This is a genomic window from Rhodovulum sp. DZ06 (assembly GCF_050586345.1).
Classification (GTDB): domain Bacteria; phylum Pseudomonadota; class Alphaproteobacteria; order Rhodobacterales; family Rhodobacteraceae; genus JBOCEF01.
Window position 1 is genome coordinate 115,582 of record NZ_JBOCEF010000004.1, and the last position, 18,448, is coordinate 134,029.

The window sequence follows — 18,448 nt, forward strand, 5'->3', positions numbered from 1 at the left end:
TCCGCCATGACCATCACCCCCATCCGCCGCATCTTCATCGCCAACCGGGGCGAGATCGCGGTGCGCATCATCCGCACCTGCCGGGCGCTCGGCATCGAGACCGTGCTGGGCGTGAGCCAGGCGGATCGCGAAAGCCTCGGGGCGCGGCTTGCGACCCGGGCGGTGGTCCTCGGCCCCGCGCCCGCGACGCAGAGCTACCTGCGGGTCGAAACCGTGGTCGAGGCCGCCAAGGGCACGGGCTGCGACGCCATCCACCCGGGCTATGGCTTCCTGTCGGAAAACCGTGCGCTGGCAGAGGCTTGCGCCGAGCACGGGCTGATCTTCATCGGCCCCTCGCCCGAGAACCTCGCCGCCGTGGGCGACAAGCTGACGGCGCGCAGCCATGCCGAGGCCGCGGGCGCCCCCCTGACCCCCGGCGGGTCGGTGGACACGGTCGAAGAGGCCGAGGCGCTGGCCGAAAAGGTCGGCTTCCCGATGCTCATCAAGGCCGTCTCCGGCGGCGGCGGGCGCGGGATGAAGCGGGTGGACCGCAAGGAAGACCTCGGGCCGCAGCTTGACCTCGCCATCTCCGAGGCCGCGGCGGCCTTCGGGGACGGGCGGGTGTACCTGGAACGCTTCGTCACCGTGGGGCGGCATGTCGAGGTGCAGATCATCTCGGACGGCGAGACGGTGATCCATGCAGGCGAACGCGACTGCTCGGTCCAGCGCCGCTATCAGAAACTGGTCGAGGAGGCGCCCGCGCCGGGCCTGCCCCCGGCGCTGCGGCAGGGGCTGCTGGACGCGGCGGTGGGCTATGCGCGGCATATCGGCTACCGCTCGCTCGGCACCGTCGAGTTCCTCGTCGACGTGGAGCGGGAGGCGTTCTATTTCCTCGAGATGAACGCCCGCGTGCAGGTGGAGCACCCGGTGACCGAGGCGATCACGGGGCTGGACCTGATCGCGCTGCAGATCTCCATCGCCGAGGGGCGGCCCCTGACGATCGGCCAGGACGACATCCGCCTGGGCGGTCACGCCGTGGAATGCCGGTTGAACGCCGAGGACCCGGACAATGGCTTCATGCCCAGCCCCGGCCGGGTGACCGAGGCGTGGTTCCCGCACATGCCCGGCCTGCGCGTCGACACCCACATGCAGCCCGGCGCGATGATCCCGCCCCATTACGACAGCATGGTCGCCAAGCTGATCGCCTGGGGCGAGACGCGCGAGGCGGCGCTGGACGTGATGCAGGCGGCCTTGCGGACCTGCGTGCTGGAGGGGGTGAAGACCAACGCCGCCCTCCATGCCGCCATCACCGCGGAGGAGACGTTCCGCGCGGGCGGCGTGGACACCACTTACCTTCCCGGGCTGCTCGCCCGCATGGCGGAGGCGCCGAAATGACTGACGTCACCCTGATCGACACCACCGTCCGCGACGGCAACCAGTCCAACTGGGGCGCCACCGGCCTCGACACCGGCATGATGCTGCAGATCGCCCCGGTGATGGAGCGGGTGGGCTTCGAGGCGATCGACTTCACCACCTCGACCCACATGGCCGTCGCCGTGCGCTTCAAGCAGGAGGACCCGTGGGAGCGCCTGCGCCTGTTCCGCGCGGCGTGCCCCACGACGAAGCTGAGCTTCCTGACCACCGGGATGCGCTTCATTTCGTGGGAGACGGCAAGCGAAGAGCTGATGGAGTTCGCCTTCCGCCTGCTCGTGAACAACGGCATCGACCGCTTCGCCGTGATGGACCCGATGAACAACGTGCCGGCGATGCTGAACATGGCGCAGATCACCCGCAAGGCGGGGGGCGGGCAGATCGTGGCGGCGCTGACCTTCACCCTGTCGCCGCTGCATGACGACGCCCATTTCGCCGACGCCGCGCGGCGGCTGACCGCCTCGGGGCATTTCGACAAGCTGTATCTGAAAGACCCCGGCGGGCTGGTGACGCCGGAACGCGCGCGGACGCTGATGCCCGCGCTGAAGGCGGCCTGCGGGGCGGCGCCGCTGGAGTTCCATTCCCACTGCACCATCGGCCTCGGCCCGTTCAGCTACCTGGAAGCCGCCGAGGACGCGCCCTGCCTGCACACCGCGGCGGGACCGGCGGCGAACGGGACGTCCCAGCCCTCGATGCTCAACATCATCGCCAACCTGCGGGACCTCGGGCACTCGGTGGATGTCGACGACGAGGCGGCGGCCGAGATGGGCGCCTATTTCACCGCGCTGGCGCAGGCCGAGGGGCTGCAGCACGGGGTTCCGGGCGAGTTCGACCGCGCCTATTTCCGCCACCAGATGCCCGGCGGGATGATGGGCACGATGAAGCGCCAGCTGGCCGAGACCAAGCGCCTCCATCTTCTGCCGCAGGTGCTGGCGGAGGTGGAGAAGGTCCGCGCCGATCTCGGCTATCCGATCATGGTCACGCCGTTCAGCCAGGTCGTGGGCACGCAGGCGCTGCTGAACGTGCTGTCGGGGGAGCGCTACGCCACCGTGCCGGACGAGGTCACGCGCTATGTGCTCGGCCGTTTCGGCGCCCCGGCGATGCCGCTGGACCCGCAGGTGGAGGACCGGATCAAGTCCTCGAAACGCGCCAAGGAATTGGAGGCCGAGCCGAAGATGGCCAGCCTCGATGAGCTGCGGGCCAGGATCGGCAAGCAGTATTCGGACGAGGAGTTCCTGCTGCGCGCCGTCATGCCCGCCGACCAGGTGGACGCGATGAAGGCGGCGGGGCCTGCGCGGCGGATATACGATCCGAAATCGCGCCCCGTCGTGGACCTGGTGAAGGGCCTGACCGCCAAGAAAGGCCTCGGCCATGTGAAGATCGAGAAACCGGGCTTCACGCTCGAACTGAAAGGGGGCGCCGCATGACCCGCTATACCGCAGCCATTTTCGACATCGACGGCACCCTGGCGATGATGGACAAGGCCACGGGGACCTACGAGGCCCTGCCCGGCGCCATCGAGGCGATGGAGGCCTGCCGCGCCAGGGGGATGGAGGTGATCGCCTATACCAACGGCACCTTCTTCCCGCCCGCGCATTACGACCCCCGCCTGGCCGACGCCGGGATCATGGTCGAGGCGGGCAAGCTGCTGACCCCCGCCGTGGTCGGCGCCGCGCGGATGGCGGCGATGGGGATCAAGCGGGCCATGGTGCTCGGCGGCGACGGCACCGCCGTGCCGATGCAGGATGCGGGGATCGAGGTGGTGGCCCCGACGGCGGAGAACGCCAAGGACGTGGAAGCCGTGATGCTCGGCTACACAAGCGATTTCGGCGCGGCGGAGCTGGAGGCGGTGGTGCAGGCGGTCTGGGCGGGGGCGAAGCCCTTCGCCGGGTCCGTCGCGCCCTATTTCGCCGGCGCGGGCGGGCGGCTGCTGGGGATCTCGGGCGCCATCGCCGCGGCGCTTGAGAACGCGACCGAGGTCCCGGTGACGGTGTTCGGCAAACCCGAGGCCGCGGGGCTGGAGATGGCGGCGGAGATGACCGGCGCGGCCTTCGCAGACATGATCGTGATCGGCGACGACCCGAAGCTGGAGATCGTCATGGCCCGCCGCGCCGGGGCCTTCGCCATCGGCGTGACCACCGGCATCCGCGACGAGGCGGCGTTCAACGCGGCGCCCGAGGGCGACCGCGCCAATGTCGTCATCCCCACCCTCGAGAATTTCGGAGCGCAGCCGTGGATGGAATGATGACCGTCGCCGAGGGGGACCTGCTGTGGGAGGCGGATGAGGACCGCCGCGCCCGCGCCAACCTGACCCGTTTCCTGCGCTTCCTGTCGCGCCGGGGGCGGAGCTTCGAGGGCTATTCCGACCTCCACGCCTGGTCCATCGCCGATCCGGCGGCGTTCTGGTCGGCGGTCTGGGATTATTTCGACATCATCTCGGACGGGGAGATCGAGGCGGTGATGACCGCCGATCCCATGCCCCGCACCCGCTGGTTCACCGGCGCGCGGCTGAATTACGCCGAGCACGTGCTGAGGAACGAGCGCAAGGGCGACCCGGCCCGCGCCATGCTGCACCATTCCTCGGAACTGCGCCCGATGGCGGAGATGAGCTGGGCCGAGGTGGGGGCCTCGGTCCGCAAGCTGGCGACGAGGATGCGGGCCATGGGCCTCGGCCCCGGGGACCGCGTCGTCGCCTACATGCCCAACATCCCCGAGGCGGTGATCGCCATGCTCGCCACCACCGCCATCGGCGCGGTGTGGTCGTCCGCGGCGCCCGAATTCGGCGCCCAGACGGTGATCGACCGGTTCTCCCAGATCGAGCCGAAGCTGGTCTTCGCCGTCAACGGCTACCGCTATGGCGGCAAGGATTACGCGCGCACGGCGGACCTGGAGCGGATCCTGCCCGCGCTGCCGACGGCGGAGACGCTGGTGACGCTGGACTACCTGCCCGGCGCGGCGATGCCTGCCTTCGGGGGCGAGGTGGCGGCGTGGGACGAGATGCTTGCGGGGGAGGCGCCCGCGGCGTTCGACTATGCCCGCGTCGACTCAAGCCACCCGCTCTGGGTCCTGTTCTCCTCCGGCACCACGGGGCTGCCGAAACCCATCGTGCACGGGCATCACGGCGTGGTGCTGGAGCACTACAAGTCCGCCGCCTTCCATTTCGAGATCGAGCCGGGCGGGGCGCTGTTCTTCTACTCCACCACCGGGTGGATGGTGTGGAACACGCTGATGTGGGGCCCGCTGATGAACGGGCGCGCGGTGCTCTATGACGGGCACCCGGCGCACCCGGATGCGGGGCTCCTGTGGAAGATCGCCGCCGAATCCCGGGCCACCGTGCTCGGCGTCTCGCCCACCTATATCCAGATGGTGCGCGGCCAGGGGATCGCGCCGGGGCGGGACCATGACCTCTCGGCGCTGCAATCGGTGATGCTGGTCGGCTCGCCCTCGACGCCCGAGACCTTCGCCTGGGCGCTGGAGGCGGTGAAGCCGGGCATCTGGGTGAGTTCGCAATCGGGGGGGACGGAGTTCTGCTCCGGCATCCTCGCCGGATCGCCCCTGCTGCCGACAAGGGCGGGAGAGATCCAGGCCCCGGCGCTGGGGGTCGACGCGGCGGCGTTCGACGACGCCGGGACCCCGGTGGTGGACCAGGTGGGCGAGCTGGTGATCCGCGCGCCCATGCCCTCGATGCCGCTGTTCTTCTGGGGCGACGAGGGGTTCGCGCGCTATACCGCGAGCTATTTCGAGGAGTTCCCCGGGACCTGGCGGCATGGCGACCGGGCGCGCTTCACGCCGGGGGGCGGGGCCTTCGTGCTGGGCCGCTCGGACGCCACGCTGAACCGGTTCGGGGTGCGCATCAGCTCGGCCGAGATCTACCGGACGATCGAGACCTTCCCCGAGATCGCGGATTCGCTGATCGTCTGCATCGAGGAGCCGGGGGGCGGGTATTACATGCCGCTTTTCGTGCAGATGGCCGAGGGGGAGAAGCTGAGCCTCGATCTGCGCTCCGAGATCTTCAGCCGCCTGCGGTCCGAGCGCAGCCCGCGCCATGTGCCCGACGCGGTGCTGGCCGTGCCGGAGATCCCGGTGACGCTGACCGGCAAGAAGATGGAGGTGCCGGTGCGCAAGCTGCTGCTGGGCGCGGCGCCGGAGACGGTGGCGAGCCGGGACGCGACGAAGAACCCCGCGGCGCTGGACTGGTTCGCCGATTTCGCCGCCCGCCGGCAGAAGCAGGGATGAGCGGGGCGGGGCCAGGGCCAGGGCCGGACGCCGCGGCGCTGTTCGACGTCCGCGGCAAGGTCGCGCTGGTCACCGGCGCCGGTTTCGGCCTTGGGCGCGCCATCGCCGAGGCGCTGGCGAGCGGCGGCGCGCGGCTGGCGCTGATCGACCGGGATGAAGCCGCGCTCGCCGCCGCCTGCGCCGCCCTGCGCGACGCGGGGGCCGAGGCGCTGGCCCTTCCCGGCGACGTGACGGACCCCGGGGCGGTCCCGGCCGCCGCCGCCTCGGCCCGCGCCCGCTGGGGGCGGATCGACATCTGCGTCGCCAATGCCGGGGTCTCGGACCGCACCGGCGCGCTGTTCCACGAGGCCGACCCGGCGGAGTTCGCCCGGGTGCAGGCGGTGAACCTCGACGGGATGGTCCATACCTGCCGCGCGGTGCTGGGGGGGATGGCGGCGCAAGGGTCGGGGAAGGTGATCCTGGTCGCCTCGATGTGGGGCCATGCCGCCCCGGCGGGCCTGTCGCCGCGCCCGGCCTATGCCGCCACCAAGGCCGCCGCGGTTGGGCTGGCGCGCGAGCTGGGGGTGCAATACGCCCCCCACGGCGTGCAGGTGAACGCCCTCTGCCCCGGGTTCTTCCGCACGGAAACGCGCCCGCGCAGCCCCGAGCAGGAGGCGCAGTTCGCCGCCTACACCCCCGCGGGCCGCATCGCCGAGGCGGCGGAGATCAAGGGCGCGGCGCTGTTCCTCGCCTCCCCGGCCTCGGATTTCGTCACCGGCACGTCGCTGGTGATCGACGGCGGGGTCCTGGCCCGCTGACGCCGCCGCAACGGCCCCGTGCGCGCCTGGCGCGGCGGTTTCGCCGCCGCGGCGGTCTCCGGGGCGCGCGGCGCGGGCCGAGCGGGGGGCACCGCCCCCCCCCGAGGGCCGCGCCACCCCTTGCGCCCGGCTCCCGACCCAAGAAAAAAGGCGGACGCCGCCGCGTCCGCCCAGTCCGACACGGCGCGCCGGGGTCCCAGCCCCGCCGCGCCCGGGAGACGCGGGGGCAGGACGCCCGCCCCCGGGAATTTCGTTCGGCGCAGGCGCCCTCGGCGGCCCGGCGCGCAAGCGCCTTCAGCGGCCCCGCGCGCCCGCGCCCTCAGCGGCCCGTCGCCACCTGGAACACCGCGCCTTCCAGCGCCTCCGTCACCTCCAGCTGGCAGGTCAGGCGGCTGTTCTCCTGCGGCTCATGCGCCATGAACTCGATCGTGTCGGCCTCGGCGGCCTGGGGCGGGGCCGCGCCCGCGCCCCCCTCGAGCAGGTAGCAATGGCAGGTCGCGCACATGGCCGAGCCGCCGCATTCCGCGATGATCCCCTCGACCCCCGCATCCCGCGCCGCGAACATCAAGGGCTCGCCCGCGGGCGCGTCGACCTCGCGCCGGGTCCCGTCCGCCTCCAGGAAAATCACCTTCACCATGGTCTTGCCCCCCTCTCAGATGAACTGCCGGCCGCCATCGACGACCAGCGTCTGGCCGCTCACATACAAGGCCAGCGGCGAGGCGAGGTAGAGCGCCCCGCCCACGATGTCCTCGACCTCGGCCGCCCGTTTCAGCGCCCCGCGCGCGACGCCGTAGCTGCGCGCATCCTCGATCAGGTCAAGGCTCGCCTCGGTCAGCGTGAAGCCGGGGGCGAGCACGTTGACCCGGATCTCGTGGTCCCCAAGCTCCCGCGCCATGGAGCGCGTCATGGCGATCACCGCGCCCTTGGAGGCGACGTAATGCATCCATTGCGGCGAGCCGGAGAACACGGTGGCCGAGGCGACGTTGACCACCGCGCCGCCGCCCGCGTCCTTCAGCAGCGGGGCCATGGCGCGGGTCGACTGCCAGACGCCCTTGACGTTGACGGCCATGACCTTGTCCCAGACCGCCTCGTCGATCTCCTCGAACGGGCGGCGCTCCAGCCCCGCATAGACGGCGGCGTTGTTCACCAGCACGTCGAGCCCGCCCATCCGCGCCGACGCCTCGGCCGCCAGCGCCCGGCAGCTTTCGGTGCTGGACACGTCGGCCTGCGCGGCCCAGCCGGTTCCGCCCGCGCCCTCGATCAGGCGCGTCGTCTCCTCGGCGCCCGCAAGGTCCAGATCGGCGGACGTCACCCGCGCGCCCGCATCGGCGAAGGCCAGCGCGAAGGCGCGGCCCAGCCCGCCCGCGGCGCCGGTCACCACCACCCGCTTGTCCGTCAGTCCAAGATCACGCATCCGCCCCTCCCAAATAGCGACCCAGCATCAGTTCCGCCTTCACCGCGGCGGTCTGGCCCTCGGCCAGCGCCTTGCCGGGGGCGGTCAGCATCCGGTCGTTCGACCTCTCTTCCAGCATCGAGATCACCCAGGGCAGGCCGCAATCGTACCAACCCTCGATGGTGCGCATCCCGTGGGGGGTCGAGCGCCAGCCCTTGTCGGCGTCCTTGACCACGGCGTCGTTGATCGACTTCGCCTCGCGCGTGGTGTCATGGCCGTCGATGATCTCTAGCACCGCGTCGATGTCCACGCCCTCGGGCTTGTGTTTCTCGAGGATCTCGCGGGCGATCTTCACCGAGTGCAGCTCGTGCTCCCGCACCAGGTCGAGTCGCGTCGGGTTGCGGCCGATGGCGTCGAGCAGGAGCTCCTGCGGGATCATCTTCCAGCCGACGTCGTGCAGCAGGATCGCGGGCAGGACGACGCTTTCATCCGCCTCGGGGATCTGGTCGAGGAGCATCCGGGCGATGCCATAGGCGATCACCGTGTGCTCGTCATTGGTGCGCACATCAAGGTACGGCCGCGCGTCCGCCCACATGGGCAGGTCGCGGGGCAGGAACACGCCGTCTTCCATCATAGGGGGGCCTCGTAGCTCAGGTAGATGGTCTTCCATTCGAGATAGGCCTCGACGCCCCAGCGGCCCTTTTCGCGGCCCAGCCCGCTTTGCTTCATGCCGCCGAAGGGCACGAGGTGGGAGGAGCGCTGGATGTCGTTGAGCCAGACGGACCCGGCCTCGAGCCCCTCGCACAGGGCCAGGCCGCGGGCGAGGTCGCGGGTGAAGACGAAGCCCGCGAGGCCGAAGGGCGAGGCGTTGGCGAGGCGGAGGGCCTCTTGCGGCGAGGCCGTCGGGGCGATGCCGATGAGGGGGCCGAAGGTCTCGGCCTGCATGACGGCCATGTCCGGGGTCGCGTCGGCGATGAGGGTCGGGGGGAAGTACCAGCCGCCGTCGAAGCCCGCGCCGGTCGCGCGGGCGCCGCCGGTGAGGATCCGGGCGCCCTTGGCGCGGGCGTCGTCCGACTGGGATTCCGAGGTGGCGAAGATGGAGCGGTTCACCAGCGGCCCGAGGTCCCCTTCGCCGCCGGCGGGGCGAGGGTGAGGGCCTCGGCGCGGGTCTTGAGGCGCTCGAGCAGCGCCTCGTAGATCGCGGCGTCGGCATAGACGCGGTTCACGCGGTAGCAGAACTGGCCGGTGTTGGCGAAGCCGTGGCGGGCGATGGCCTCGGCCGCCTTGTCGAGGTCGGCATCGGCGCAGACGATGGCGGCGGAATGGCCGCCGAGCTCCAGCGTCACGCGCTTCATCGTACCCGCGGCGGCGGCGGCGATGGCCTTTCCGGCGGGGACGGAGCCGGTGAAGGCGATCTTGCGCGGCGTCGGGTGGGCGACCAGCGCTTCGCCGAGCGCCCCGCCCCCGGTGACCACGTTGAAGCAGCCCGCGGGCAGGCCCGCCTCGTGGAACAGCTCGGCCAGCATCAGCGTGCTGCGCGGGGTTTCCTCGGAGGGTTTGGCGACCAGCGTGCACCCGGCGATCAGCGCGGCGCCGAGTTTGAACATCAGCAGCGTCACCGGGTAGTTGAACGGCGTGATGGCGACGACCACGCCGACCGGGTCGCGGGTGACCATGGTCTTCTCGCCCGGCGCCGCGCCCAGCGCGACCGAGGCGGTGAGGCGCAGCCCTTCCTCGGCATAGACGTCGAGCAGGTCGGCGGAGCGGGCGATCTCGCCGATGCAGCCCGCCAGCGGACGGCCGAGTTCGGCGTGGAGCGCGGCGCCGATCCCGGGCGCCGCTTCGCGCATGGCGGCGGCGCAGGCTTTCTGGATGCGGACCCGCTCAAGCATGGGGGTGAGGCGCCAGGTCTCGAACGCCGTCGCGGCGGCGGCGATGGCGCGGTCTGCGTCCTCGGGCCCGGCCTCGGGCACGCGGTCGATCTCGGCGCCGGTGCGCGGGTTCGTGACCGGCATCGTGGCGCCCGAGGCGGCTTGGGCGAAGGCGCCGTCGATGAACATGTCCATGGCGGGGCCTCAGAGCACGTGGAGCATCAGGGCGATGCGGGTGGCGTCCAGCTCGCGCCGCGCCATCTCGCGCCCCGGCGCGGTCTCGAGGGCGCCCACCTGGTCTTCCAGCCGGTCGGCATATCCGCGCGGCGTGGTTCCGAACCAGTCGGCGGCGACCGCGATCCCGGCCTCGGAGAAGCGCCAGAGCTTGTCGGCGTCGCGGACCACCCGGTCGTTGAGGTGGCGCGGGTCGGGGCGGGTGTCGTGGCCGTCGATGATCTCGCACACCTGGTCGGCAATGGCGTCCGGCCAGCCGGTCTCGGCCAGGATCGGGCGGGCGAGGCGCACGCCCTCGGCCTCGTGCAAATAGCGCACGTCCGATTGCAGGATGTTCTCGCCGCGGAAGCCCTCGGCGATGATGCGGTCCATGTCGATGGTGGACCAGCCGATGTCATGGAGCAGGATCGCCAGCAGGCAGACGTCGCGGTCCGCTTCGGGGATGGCGTCCAGCAGCCGCGCGCACCAGTGGAAGGACAGCGGCACGTGCACGTCGTTCTTGCGCGCGCGCATGAGCGGTTCGGCCGCGCGCCAGACGGGATCGTAGCGCGACAGGTCGGCCGGGATCGGGGGCATGGGGCCTCCTGCTTGGGTGGAGCGGCTGGACGGGGGGAAGAGCGGGGCGCGCGGCGGCGCGCCCCGGCGCCGGGGGAGGGCCCCGGCCCGCGGACGGGCCGCATCGGGGACCCGGGGGGCGGGACGCCGGGGGATCGCCCCGCCGCCGCCCGCCGGGCCCGGACGGTCAATCGAGGCCCGTCACTCGAGGATCGTCACCGTCCCTGCATTGCCGTCCACGCGGATGCGCATCCCGGTGGTGATCTTGGAGGACGCGTTGCCCGTCCCGGTCACCGCCGGCAGCCCGTATTCGCGGCAGACGATGGCGGCGTGGGACATCATCCCGCCGATATCGGTGACCGCGGCGCTGATCTTGCCGAACACCGGCGCCCAGGACGGGGCGGTGACGGGGGTGACCAGGATGTCGCCCTTCTGCAGCTCCGACAGCTGGTCGGGCGAGCGCAGCACGCGGGCCACCCCCTCGACCACGCCCGGCGAGCCGGCCATGCCCTCGATCCCCGCCGCCTCGCCGCTCTCGGCGCCGATCCAGCGCTGCACGGTCTCGGTGGTGATGCCGAACAGCATGATGGTGAAGGGCTCGGTGATCGCCTCGGGCGGGTTGTTGAGCGCGGGGAGCGGCGACTGCGAGGCCAGCGCCTCCATGATGCCGCGGCGGCGCTTGATCTCCTCGGGCCAGTGGGTCGGGCCGGAGGCGGCGGCGCCGATGCCCCAGGCGGCCGAGAGATCCCAGAGCGCGTCGCGCACCTCGTTGCGCGACAGGAAGAACATGTCGTCCTCGTCCGCCCAGAACCCGGCGCGCACGAACAGGCGGCTGAGTTCCCGCATCTTGCGCCAGAACACGCCGAGCGACCAATGCTCGATGTAGAAGTTGTGATCCTCCACGTAGGGGAACACGGCGCGGGAGAGGCCGAGCTTCTGCTCGAACACCGCGCGGTCCTCGTCGTCCATCATCTCCGCGTATTCGGCGGTGATGCGGTCGCGCTCGGCCTGCAGCTTCTCGGTCGGGCGGTCGATGTCCTCGCCCGCCTCCACGCGCTCGACATAGTCGCGCAGGAAGCCCATCGGGATGTCGAGATGGTCGATCCAGTACTTGTCGGTGGAATAGAACCCGTTGCCCGAGGTGAAGTTGAACCAGGGGTCCTGGGCGGCCTCCCACGCCGCCAGCCATTCGGCCCCGCCCGGCGCGCCCGCGACGGCGGCCAGCGCGGCGTCGGCGTCGCCCTGCTTCAGCGCGTCGGCGCAGCCGAGCTTCACGGCCAGCTTGGCGAGTTTCTTGAGCTGCTGATCGGGTTCGAACAGCACCGAGTCCACGCCCTGGACCATCTTGGCGATGGCCTGGTCGGGGATCGACGGGAACACGCCCTTCAGGAAGCCGAAGAAGTCGAGATAGGCGGCGTAGCCGAGGTTCAGGAACTCGAAATGGTACTGCCAGATGCGGTAGCAGGTGTTGATGGCCTTGTCGTAACCCTCGAGCAGCTCGGTGGTGTTGTCGAGGCCGCGGCCCTCCTTGACCCACTCCACCGGGATGATGTCGGGCAGGTCGTCGAAGGAGATCGCCTCGAGATCCGCGACGGCGCCCTCGACCTTCATCTTCCAGGCCTCCAGCAGCTCGGCCCAGTTCATGTAGTAGTGGCCGGCGCGGTCCATGAAGTCGGGGACGCGGGCCTCGATCTGCTCGGGCGGCGCCGCGATGGGCGAGAAATAGACGTAGCCGTTGAGGATGCGGTAATCGATCCCGTTCGCCGGGGGCGCCTTCAGGTGGCGGGTGTTGTACTGCCCCAGGCCCTTGATGGCGAAGTCGACCATGATGCAGTCGAAGGGCCGGAACGGCGTCGGCCAGTGCTGGCTGTTGCAGAACCAGAATTTCTGATCCTCTTCCGCGCGGCGCTCCGGCTGGAACTGCACGTAATAGGGATAGAGGCTCCGCCACTCCTCGGCGCCTGCGGGCGCGGGCACATCATACGGGCTGGGGAACATCGAGGTCTTGGCGTCCATCTGCGGCGTCCTCCCTGAACGGCCATGTTCACGTGCCGGCTTTGCATGGTGTCGGACGGGACGCCGGCGGGCCCCGTCCCCGGGCGGGCGCCCCCCTTACCCGCGAGACCCCATGGGGTTCGCGAGGGCGCCGACGATGCCCATCATCCCGGTCGCGTACGGGGTCTTCGGCTTGACCGACTTCTTCTGCGACCAGATGGTTTCCGGGCGGCTCTGCAGCGCCAGCAGGTTCTCGCCCTCCGGCAGGTCCGCATCGATCGCCCATTCCACGTCCTGGGGGCACTTGTTCTGCTTCTCCAGGCGCTTGGCGAGACGGGCGACGGCCAGCACCTCGGCGTCCGAGAGGCAGGCGATCCTGCGCCGCGCCTCGTCCACCTCGCGCTCCACCGCCTCTCCCAGGGCGGGGTCGCCGACCATCTCGACATGCTTGTCCGAGATCTTCCGGTCGAGGATCTCTTCGAGCACCTTTTCGACGGTGAAGTTGTCGGGCGTGACCACGCCCGACACCACCATCTCTCCCAGGCCCCAGGACGCGTCGATGACGATGCGCGTGCGGTCCCCGGTGCCCGGGTCCAGCGTCATCGCGACGCCGGCGCAGCGGGCCTTGACCATCTTCTGCACGCCCACCGACATCAGCACGTCCATGTGGTCGATGGCGTTCTTCTCGCGATACGCCACCGCGCGGGTGGTGAACAAGGAGGCCCAGCAGTCGCGCACCTTCTCGACCACCTCGTCGGCGCCGATCACCCACAGGTAGGTGTCCTGCTGACCGGCGAAGGAGGCGTCGGGAAGGTCCTCGGCGGTGGCCGAGGAGCGCACGGCGACGGGCATGGCGCCGTCCATGTCCGCGGACATCTCGGCATAGGCGGCGCGGATCGCCTGCTCCACCGCCGCGGGCAGGTGGTGGGAGCGGATGCGGATGCGGATGCGGATCGACTGCGCGGCGCGGTCGATGGCGTCGAGATCGTCCGGGTCGACATTCTTCAGGTGCCGGGCGATCTCCTCGCGCAGCCCGTGATGGTCGAGCATCGCGGCGAAGGCGTCGGTGGTCACCGCGAAGCCCGGGGGCACGGCGACGCCGGCCTGGGTCATCTCGCCGAGGCTCGAGCACTTGCCGCCGACGCGGGCGTGGTCGTCCTTGCCGATCTCGCTGAAATCGAGGGTGTAGAGACCGCCCTTCATGCCGCGCCGCCTTTCTGAACCATGACCGAGCTGGGCACGCGGAAGGTGATGTTCCGGTGGTATTGCGCCTCGAACCCGTCGGCCAGTTCGAGGTCGGGGAAGCGTTCGGCCAGCTGGCGGACCAGGACCTGCGCCTCCATCTTCGCGAGCTGGAAGCCGAGGCAGTAATGGATGCCGTAGCCGAAGCTCAGGTGGGTGCGGGCGTTCTTTCGGGTGATGTCGAGGGTCTCGCCGTCCGGGAACTGCGCGTCGTCGCGGTTGGCCGATCCGGTGAGCATCAGGATTTCCGCGCCCGCGGGCAGCTCGACGCCGCCGATGACCTTGGCGTGGCGGGCCTTGCGGCGCCAGCCGACGACCGAGGGGGTGAAGCGCAGCATCTCCTCGACCGCGTTGGGGATCAGGGACGGGTCGTCCTTGATCGCCTCCCACGCGGCGCGGTTCCCGAGGGCCTCGATGACGTAGTTGCCCATGAAGGTGGACGTGGTCTCGTGCCCGGCGAAGAGGGTGGAGTAGAGGCAGCCGGCGATCTCGTCATTGGTGATCTCGGCGCCCTCGGCCTGGAGGCGCAGCAGGTCGCTGGGGAAGTCGTCGCCGGGGGGTTCGCGGCGCATGTCGAGAAGGTCGTGGATGTATTGCCAGTAGGCGACCATGTCGTGGGCGACGGGGATCATCTCCTCGTCCGACAGGTCGGACCAGGTCATCTTGCCCCGGCTGGCGCCGTATTGCTTGATCTTCGGGACGTCCGCCTCGGGGATGCCCATCAGGGTGAAGAGCACGTGGGCCGGGACGGGGAAGGCGACGATTTCCCAGAAATCCACCGGGCCGCCCTTGTCCAGCGCAGCCTCGAGCAGGTCGAGATGGCGGGAGACGATCTCCTCGATCTGCGGCGCGATGGATTTGAAGCGGCGCGGGCCGAAGCAGGACTGCGCCACCTTGCGGATTCGGGTGTGGTCCGGGGGCACCCGGGCGGTCAGGCCCGAATAGGCGGTGAAGCCGCCCTCTTTCAGGATCCTGCGGCCTTCCTCGGACATCGGGCGCATCGGCTTCTGGGCGTTCTCGGAGGAGAACGTCTTCCAGTCGTCGAAGATCGCCTTGATGTCGTCGTAGCGGCTCACCACCCAGTAGCCCGAGGGCTCGTGGAAGAAGATGGGGCTCTCGTGGCGGAACCGCTCCCACTGGGGCTGCGGCTTGTTCAGGTCGAACGGGTCAAAGCCGTCCGCCCGCATGACGCCGTCATGCGCGTTCATATCGAAATCCTCCCTGGCGCCTGGTCGGCGGGCCGCGTTCCCTCCCCGGAATGGCGGCCCCCAAGCTTGCGAATCACCGTATTCGGCCCGCTATGGTTTTTCTTTGGGGGGCCGGAAGCGGCGTTCCGGGCTGGGATTTCCGCGCCGGGCGGGGGGTGCAGAGCTGGGCGTAGACGGCCTCGATCTCGCCGGGTTCCGAGTCGCCGTCGCCCATCGCGGCGGCGGCGGCGCGGTACTGGCGGTACTGGCGGTGGACGGCCTCGACCCGGTTCTGGGCATGGAAGATGCGCATGGCGACGATGTTGGCGGCGACGCTGGCGGGCTCGATCGCGAGGGCTTTCAGGGCGTGCTCCAGCGCCTCGCCCGTGCGCCCCTCGCGCAGCAGCAGGCCCGCCATGTCGTGCTGGAGCTTGAGCGCCATCTCGCGCAGCCAGATGCGTTTCGGCAGGCGCCAGTCGTCGGTGTCGCTTTGCACGTGGTCGAGCGGCAGGTCGGCGAAGAGATCGCCGCCACAGACCCGCTCGGCGGCGAAATAGACCCGCAGCGCGGCGGCGTGCTGGCCATGGCGGTTGAGCGACAGCCCCCGGCGGCAGAGCTGTTCGAAGGAGGCGATGTCGATCCAGCTGCCGGGCGGCAGGGCGAGGCGGTAGAAATCGCCGTCGCGGACCACCGCCTCGCGCCCGCCCAGCGCCTTGCGCAGCATGGCGACGGTGTGGTGGAGGCGGGAGCGCTTGGTTTTCTCGGAGGCGCCTTCCTCGGGCCAGAGAAGCTCGCCGATCTGTTCGGCATGGGCGCCGCCCTCGCCCTTCTGCAGAAGGTACGCGAAGAGGGTGCGGGTCTTTTTCGGCGCCCCCCCCGGCGATGCGCCAGTCCACGGGCCGGTCGCCGCCGACATGGACGGTGAGGCGCCCGAAGCACTGGATGTGCCAGCGGGTGGCCCGGCCCTCGGGGCGCGCGAAGTCCCGCCCGCGGGCGGCCCAGTCCGGCGCCGCGCCGCGCGCCGCCTGGCGCAGCGGGTCGCGGAAGAAGCTCTCGCCCGCATAATCGGGGGCGACGCGGCCGAGCATGAAGGCCAGCCGTTCGTCCAGCGTCGCGTCGCGCAGCATGGCGCGGGGCAGCCAGAACGGGTTCTCGTAGAGGCCCGAGGGCGCGAGGAACTGGCGATGCGCGCGGAAGGCCGCCTGCATCTGGTCCTCGATCATCATTTCCTTGTCATAGAGCGACAGGACCGGCGCGCCCGTTTCCGCCGCCATCACGTCGGCGACGTCGCCCCAGGTCTCGTAGCTCGCCGCCCCGTGCACGGCGGCGAGGCCCCAGTTCATGTCCACCACCACGCAGGACAGCCCGCCCTTGTCCGACAGCCGCTCGCGCAGGCGGGAGAGGATCTCCTCCCCGTCCAGCGGGGCGGCGTCGAGGCCGAGATCGGCGAAACCGATGCGCCGGTCGAGCGCGACCGAGGGCAGGAACGTGTGATCGTCCGAGATCACGCAGGGCTGCGATCCGGCCAGGAACGGGCCCAGCGCGTCGGCGATGAAGCCCGCGTGCTCGAAATTGCAGAACAGCGCGGCGTTGACGTCCGCGATGCGCGCGCCGTCGCCGACTCACCTGTCGTCGTCCATCCGGGCCTCCCTTCCCTGCTGAACGCGCCGCCCGTTCAGGGCGGATTTCGACACCGAGCCCGCGCCCCGCGCCGCGAACGCCAAAGCGAAACCAAAGGATAACTTGTTAAAGTGATTCGAGCGTCCGGGAGAGACGCCTTGGGAGGATAAGCGATGCACCAGGCGCTTCGGGCGTCTTCGCGCCGCGCGGCCATGGCCGCGGCGCGGCGGGCGACGCGCGCCTGTTCGGGCGGCGCGGCATGAGGTCTGACTTCGACTACCTGGTGATCGGCGCGGGCTCGGCCGGCGCGGCGCTGGCCGCGCGGCTGTCCGAGGACCCGGCGACCCGCGTCTGCCTGGTCGAGGCCGGGCCGCGCGACCGCTCCCCCTTCATCCACGTGCCGCTGGGGCTGATCTGGCTGTCGAAGGATGCGGGCGCGAACTGGCTGTTCAAGTCGGCGCCCCAGGCGGCGCTGGACGGGCGAGAGGTCTCGGCGCCCCGCGGCAAGGTGCTTGGCGGGTCCTCCTCGATCAACGGGATGATCTATATCCGCGGGCGCCGGGCCGATTACGACGCCTGGGCGGAGCTCGGCGGCACCGGCTGGGGCTATGACGACGTGCCGCCCTTTTTCAAGCGCGCCGAGGCCAACGGCAATGCGGGCCTGTCCGACGCGCATCACGGGCGCTCCGGCCCCTTGTCGGTGCAGGACCAGCGCAGCCCCAGCCCGGTGGATCGCGACTTCATCGAGGCGGCGGGCAAGCTGCAGATCCGCCCCTGCGCCGATTTCAATGCGCCCGAGCCCGAGGGCGTGGGCATCTACCAGGTGACCCAGAAGGACGGGCGGCGGCACTCTTCCGCCGCGGCGTACCTGGGTGCTGCGAAGGGCCGGAAGAACCTGGAGATCCGCACCGGCCTCGAGGCGCTGGAGGTGCTGATCGAGGGTGGCCGCGCCGTGGGCGCCCGGTTCCGCGGCGCGGGCGGAGAGGTGACGATCCACGCGCGGGGCGAGGTGATCCTCTGCGCCGGGGCCATCGGGTCGCCGGACCTGCTGCTGCGATCCGGCATCGGGCCGGGGGCGGAGGTCGCGCGCTTCGGCGAGGTCGTGGCGGACCTGCCCGGCGTCGGGCGCAACCTGCAGGACCACGTGGACTGCATGATCATCTGCCGCTCGGCCTCGACCAGGCCCTACGGCATCTCGGTCCGCGCCGCGCCGAAACTGGCGCTGGACGGCATCCGCTGGGCGCTGGGGCGGCGGGGGATGCTGAGCTCGAACATGGTCGAGGCGGGCGGCTTCGTGCGCTCCTCGGCCGCCGAGGAGCGGCCGGACATCCAGTTCCACATCATCCCGGGGCTCAAAAGCCATCGCGGGCGGATGATCGAGTACGGGCACGGGGTGTCGCTGCACACCTGCGTGCTGCGGCCCGACAGCCGCGGATCGGTGACGCGGGACGGGCCGGAGGGGCCGCCGCGGATCGACCTCGGGCTTTTGAACGACGACCGGGACATGGAGCGGCTGTTGCGCGGCATCCGGCTTGGCCGCCGCATCCTGGCGGAATCGCCGATGGCCGATCTGGGCCTGTCCGAGGTGGTTCCGGGCGAGGCCGCCACGGATGACGCGGCGCTGCGGGCGCATGTGCGCACCCATGCGCGCACCGTCTACCACCCCGTCGGAACCTGCGCGATGGGCGTCGGGCCGGGGGCCGTGGTGGACCCGCGGCTGCGGGTGCGCGGGGTCGCGGGGCTGCGCGTCGCCGACGCCTCGGTCATGCCGCTGATCGTGTCCGGCAACACCAACGCCCCCGCGATCATGATCGGCGAGAAGGCCGCCGACCTGATCCGCGAGGACGCGCGCGCGGGGCTGCGCGAGGCCGCGCAGTGACCGCGCGATGAGATCGGGCGCCCTTGGGA

The 18,448-nt window shown here is 70.9% G+C and carries 15 protein-coding genes and 1 pseudogene; 7 read left to right on the forward strand and 9 right to left on the reverse strand.

Annotated features, from left to right (window positions below):
* Positions 1-6: 6 nt before the first annotated feature.
* From ACQ5SO_RS03360 to ACQ5SO_RS03380, 5 genes are read left to right on the forward strand one after another with little or no spacing between them, the layout of a single operon-like run.
* A complete protein-coding gene (locus ACQ5SO_RS03360) occupies positions 7-1,374 on the forward strand; it encodes an acetyl-CoA carboxylase biotin carboxylase subunit (RefSeq protein WP_430940158.1) in 1,368 nt (455 codons plus the stop codon).
* A complete protein-coding gene (locus tag ACQ5SO_RS03365; RefSeq protein WP_430940159.1) occupies positions 1,371-2,837 on the forward strand; it encodes a hypothetical protein in 1,467 nt (488 codons plus the stop codon). The genes ACQ5SO_RS03360 and ACQ5SO_RS03365 overlap by 4 nt, the downstream gene beginning before the upstream one ends.
* Positions 2,834-3,655, forward strand: a complete 822-nt coding sequence (locus ACQ5SO_RS03370) for an HAD-IIA family hydrolase (protein ID WP_430940160.1) — start codon at positions 2,834-2,836, stop codon at positions 3,653-3,655. Before ACQ5SO_RS03365 ends, ACQ5SO_RS03370 begins: the two co-directional genes overlap by 4 nt.
* Positions 3,652-5,646, forward strand: coding sequence for an acetoacetate--CoA ligase (locus ACQ5SO_RS03375; RefSeq protein WP_430940199.1), 1,995 nt, complete (start codon positions 3,652-3,654; stop codon positions 5,644-5,646). The genes ACQ5SO_RS03370 and ACQ5SO_RS03375 overlap by 4 nt, the downstream gene beginning before the upstream one ends.
* On the forward strand, positions 5,643-6,443 hold the full coding sequence (locus tag ACQ5SO_RS03380) for an SDR family NAD(P)-dependent oxidoreductase (RefSeq protein WP_430940161.1): 801 nt from the start codon (positions 5,643-5,645) through the stop codon (positions 6,441-6,443). Before ACQ5SO_RS03375 ends, ACQ5SO_RS03380 begins: the two co-directional genes overlap by 4 nt.
* A gap of 319 nt (positions 6,444-6,762) precedes the next feature.
* Here the strand turns inward: ACQ5SO_RS03380 and ACQ5SO_RS03385 are convergent, their stop codons facing one another.
* From ACQ5SO_RS03385 to ACQ5SO_RS03425, 9 genes and pseudogenes are all read right to left on the reverse strand, one after another.
* Positions 6,763-7,080 (reverse strand): 2Fe-2S iron-sulfur cluster-binding protein, encoded by a 318-nt coding sequence (locus tag ACQ5SO_RS03385; protein WP_430940162.1) that lies wholly within the window; start codon positions 7,078-7,080, stop codon positions 6,763-6,765.
* A 15-nt stretch (positions 7,081-7,095) separates the two neighbouring features.
* Complete coding sequence (locus ACQ5SO_RS03390; RefSeq protein WP_430940163.1) at positions 7,096-7,857, reverse strand: SDR family NAD(P)-dependent oxidoreductase; 762 nt, start codon at positions 7,855-7,857, stop codon at positions 7,096-7,098.
* Positions 7,850-8,470, reverse strand: a complete 621-nt coding sequence (locus ACQ5SO_RS03395) for an HD domain-containing protein (RefSeq protein WP_430940164.1) — start codon at positions 8,468-8,470, stop codon at positions 7,850-7,852. Before ACQ5SO_RS03395 ends, ACQ5SO_RS03390 begins: the two co-directional genes overlap by 8 nt.
* Positions 8,467-9,902: pseudogene (locus ACQ5SO_RS03400) on the reverse strand (aldehyde dehydrogenase family protein). The gene ACQ5SO_RS03395 and the pseudogene ACQ5SO_RS03400 overlap by 4 nt, the downstream one beginning before the upstream one ends.
* A 9-nt stretch (positions 9,903-9,911) precedes the next feature.
* Positions 9,912-10,517, reverse strand: a complete 606-nt coding sequence (locus tag ACQ5SO_RS03405) for an HD domain-containing protein (RefSeq protein ID WP_430940165.1) — start codon at positions 10,515-10,517, stop codon at positions 9,912-9,914.
* A gap of 180 nt (positions 10,518-10,697) precedes the next feature.
* Entirely contained in the window at positions 10,698-12,512 is a 1,815-nt protein-coding gene (locus ACQ5SO_RS03410) for a PEP-utilizing enzyme (RefSeq protein WP_430940166.1), read from the reverse strand.
* Between the two features lie 96 nt (positions 12,513-12,608).
* Positions 12,609-13,694, reverse strand: coding sequence for a PEP/pyruvate-binding domain-containing protein (locus tag ACQ5SO_RS03415; RefSeq protein WP_430940167.1), 1,086 nt, complete (start codon positions 13,692-13,694; stop codon positions 12,609-12,611).
* Positions 13,691-14,941, reverse strand: a complete 1,251-nt coding sequence (locus tag ACQ5SO_RS03420; RefSeq protein WP_430940168.1) for a cytochrome P450 — start codon at positions 14,939-14,941, stop codon at positions 13,691-13,693. Before ACQ5SO_RS03420 ends, ACQ5SO_RS03415 begins: the two co-directional genes overlap by 4 nt.
* A 73-nt stretch (positions 14,942-15,014) precedes the next feature.
* Entirely contained in the window at positions 15,015-15,836 is an 822-nt protein-coding gene (locus ACQ5SO_RS03425) for an AfsR/SARP family transcriptional regulator (RefSeq protein ID WP_430940169.1), read from the reverse strand.
* Here ACQ5SO_RS03425 and ACQ5SO_RS03430 point away from each other — a divergent pair.
* Both ACQ5SO_RS03430 and ACQ5SO_RS03435 read left to right on the forward strand, forming a co-directional pair.
* Entirely contained in the window at positions 15,835-16,662 is an 828-nt protein-coding gene (locus tag ACQ5SO_RS03430; protein ID WP_430940170.1) for a hypothetical protein, read from the forward strand. The two genes, ACQ5SO_RS03425 and ACQ5SO_RS03430, sit on opposite strands and share 2 nt — an antisense overlap.
* A gap of 137 nt (positions 16,663-16,799) precedes the next feature.
* Positions 16,800-18,419 (forward strand): GMC family oxidoreductase, encoded by a 1,620-nt coding sequence (locus ACQ5SO_RS03435; RefSeq protein ID WP_430940171.1) that lies wholly within the window; start codon positions 16,800-16,802, stop codon positions 18,417-18,419.
* Positions 18,420-18,448 lie beyond the last annotated feature (29 nt).

What these genes read in the sequence shown, in the direction of transcription:
- ACQ5SO_RS03360 (WP_430940158.1), top strand. Translation starts at nt 7, where the DNA reads ATGACCATCACCCCCATCCGCCGCATCTTCATCGCCAACCGGGGCGAG.
- ACQ5SO_RS03365 (WP_430940159.1), top strand. Translation starts at nt 1,371, where the DNA reads ATGACTGACGTCACCCTGATCGACACCACCGTCCGCGACGGCAACCAG.
- ACQ5SO_RS03370 (WP_430940160.1), top strand. Translation starts at nt 2,834, where the DNA reads ATGACCCGCTATACCGCAGCCATTTTCGACATCGACGGCACCCTGGCG.
- ACQ5SO_RS03375 (WP_430940199.1), top strand. Translation starts at nt 3,652, where the DNA reads ATGATGACCGTCGCCGAGGGGGACCTGCTGTGGGAGGCGGATGAGGAC.
- ACQ5SO_RS03380 (WP_430940161.1), top strand. Translation starts at nt 5,643, where the DNA reads ATGAGCGGGGCGGGGCCAGGGCCAGGGCCGGACGCCGCGGCGCTGTTC.
- ACQ5SO_RS03385 (WP_430940162.1), bottom strand. Translation starts at nt 7,080, where the DNA reads ATGGTGAAGGTGATTTTCCTGGAGGCGGACGGGACCCGGCGCGAGGTC.
- ACQ5SO_RS03390 (WP_430940163.1), bottom strand. Translation starts at nt 7,857, where the DNA reads ATGCGTGATCTTGGACTGACGGACAAGCGGGTGGTGGTGACCGGCGCC.
- ACQ5SO_RS03395 (WP_430940164.1), bottom strand. Translation starts at nt 8,470, where the DNA reads ATGATGGAAGACGGCGTGTTCCTGCCCCGCGACCTGCCCATGTGGGCG.
- ACQ5SO_RS03405 (WP_430940165.1), bottom strand. Translation starts at nt 10,517, where the DNA reads ATGCCCCCGATCCCGGCCGACCTGTCGCGCTACGATCCCGTCTGGCGC.
- ACQ5SO_RS03410 (WP_430940166.1), bottom strand. Translation starts at nt 12,512, where the DNA reads ATGGACGCCAAGACCTCGATGTTCCCCAGCCCGTATGATGTGCCCGCG.
- ACQ5SO_RS03415 (WP_430940167.1), bottom strand. Translation starts at nt 13,694, where the DNA reads ATGAAGGGCGGTCTCTACACCCTCGATTTCAGCGAGATCGGCAAGGAC.
- ACQ5SO_RS03420 (WP_430940168.1), bottom strand. Translation starts at nt 14,941, where the DNA reads ATGAACGCGCATGACGGCGTCATGCGGGCGGACGGCTTTGACCCGTTC.
- ACQ5SO_RS03430 (WP_430940170.1), top strand. Translation starts at nt 15,835, where the DNA reads ATGGACGGTGAGGCGCCCGAAGCACTGGATGTGCCAGCGGGTGGCCCG.
- ACQ5SO_RS03425 (WP_430940169.1), bottom strand. Translation starts at nt 15,836, where the DNA reads ATGTCGGCGGCGACCGGCCCGTGGACTGGCGCATCGCCGGGGGGGGCG.
- ACQ5SO_RS03435 (WP_430940171.1), top strand. Translation starts at nt 16,800, where the DNA reads ATGAGGTCTGACTTCGACTACCTGGTGATCGGCGCGGGCTCGGCCGGC.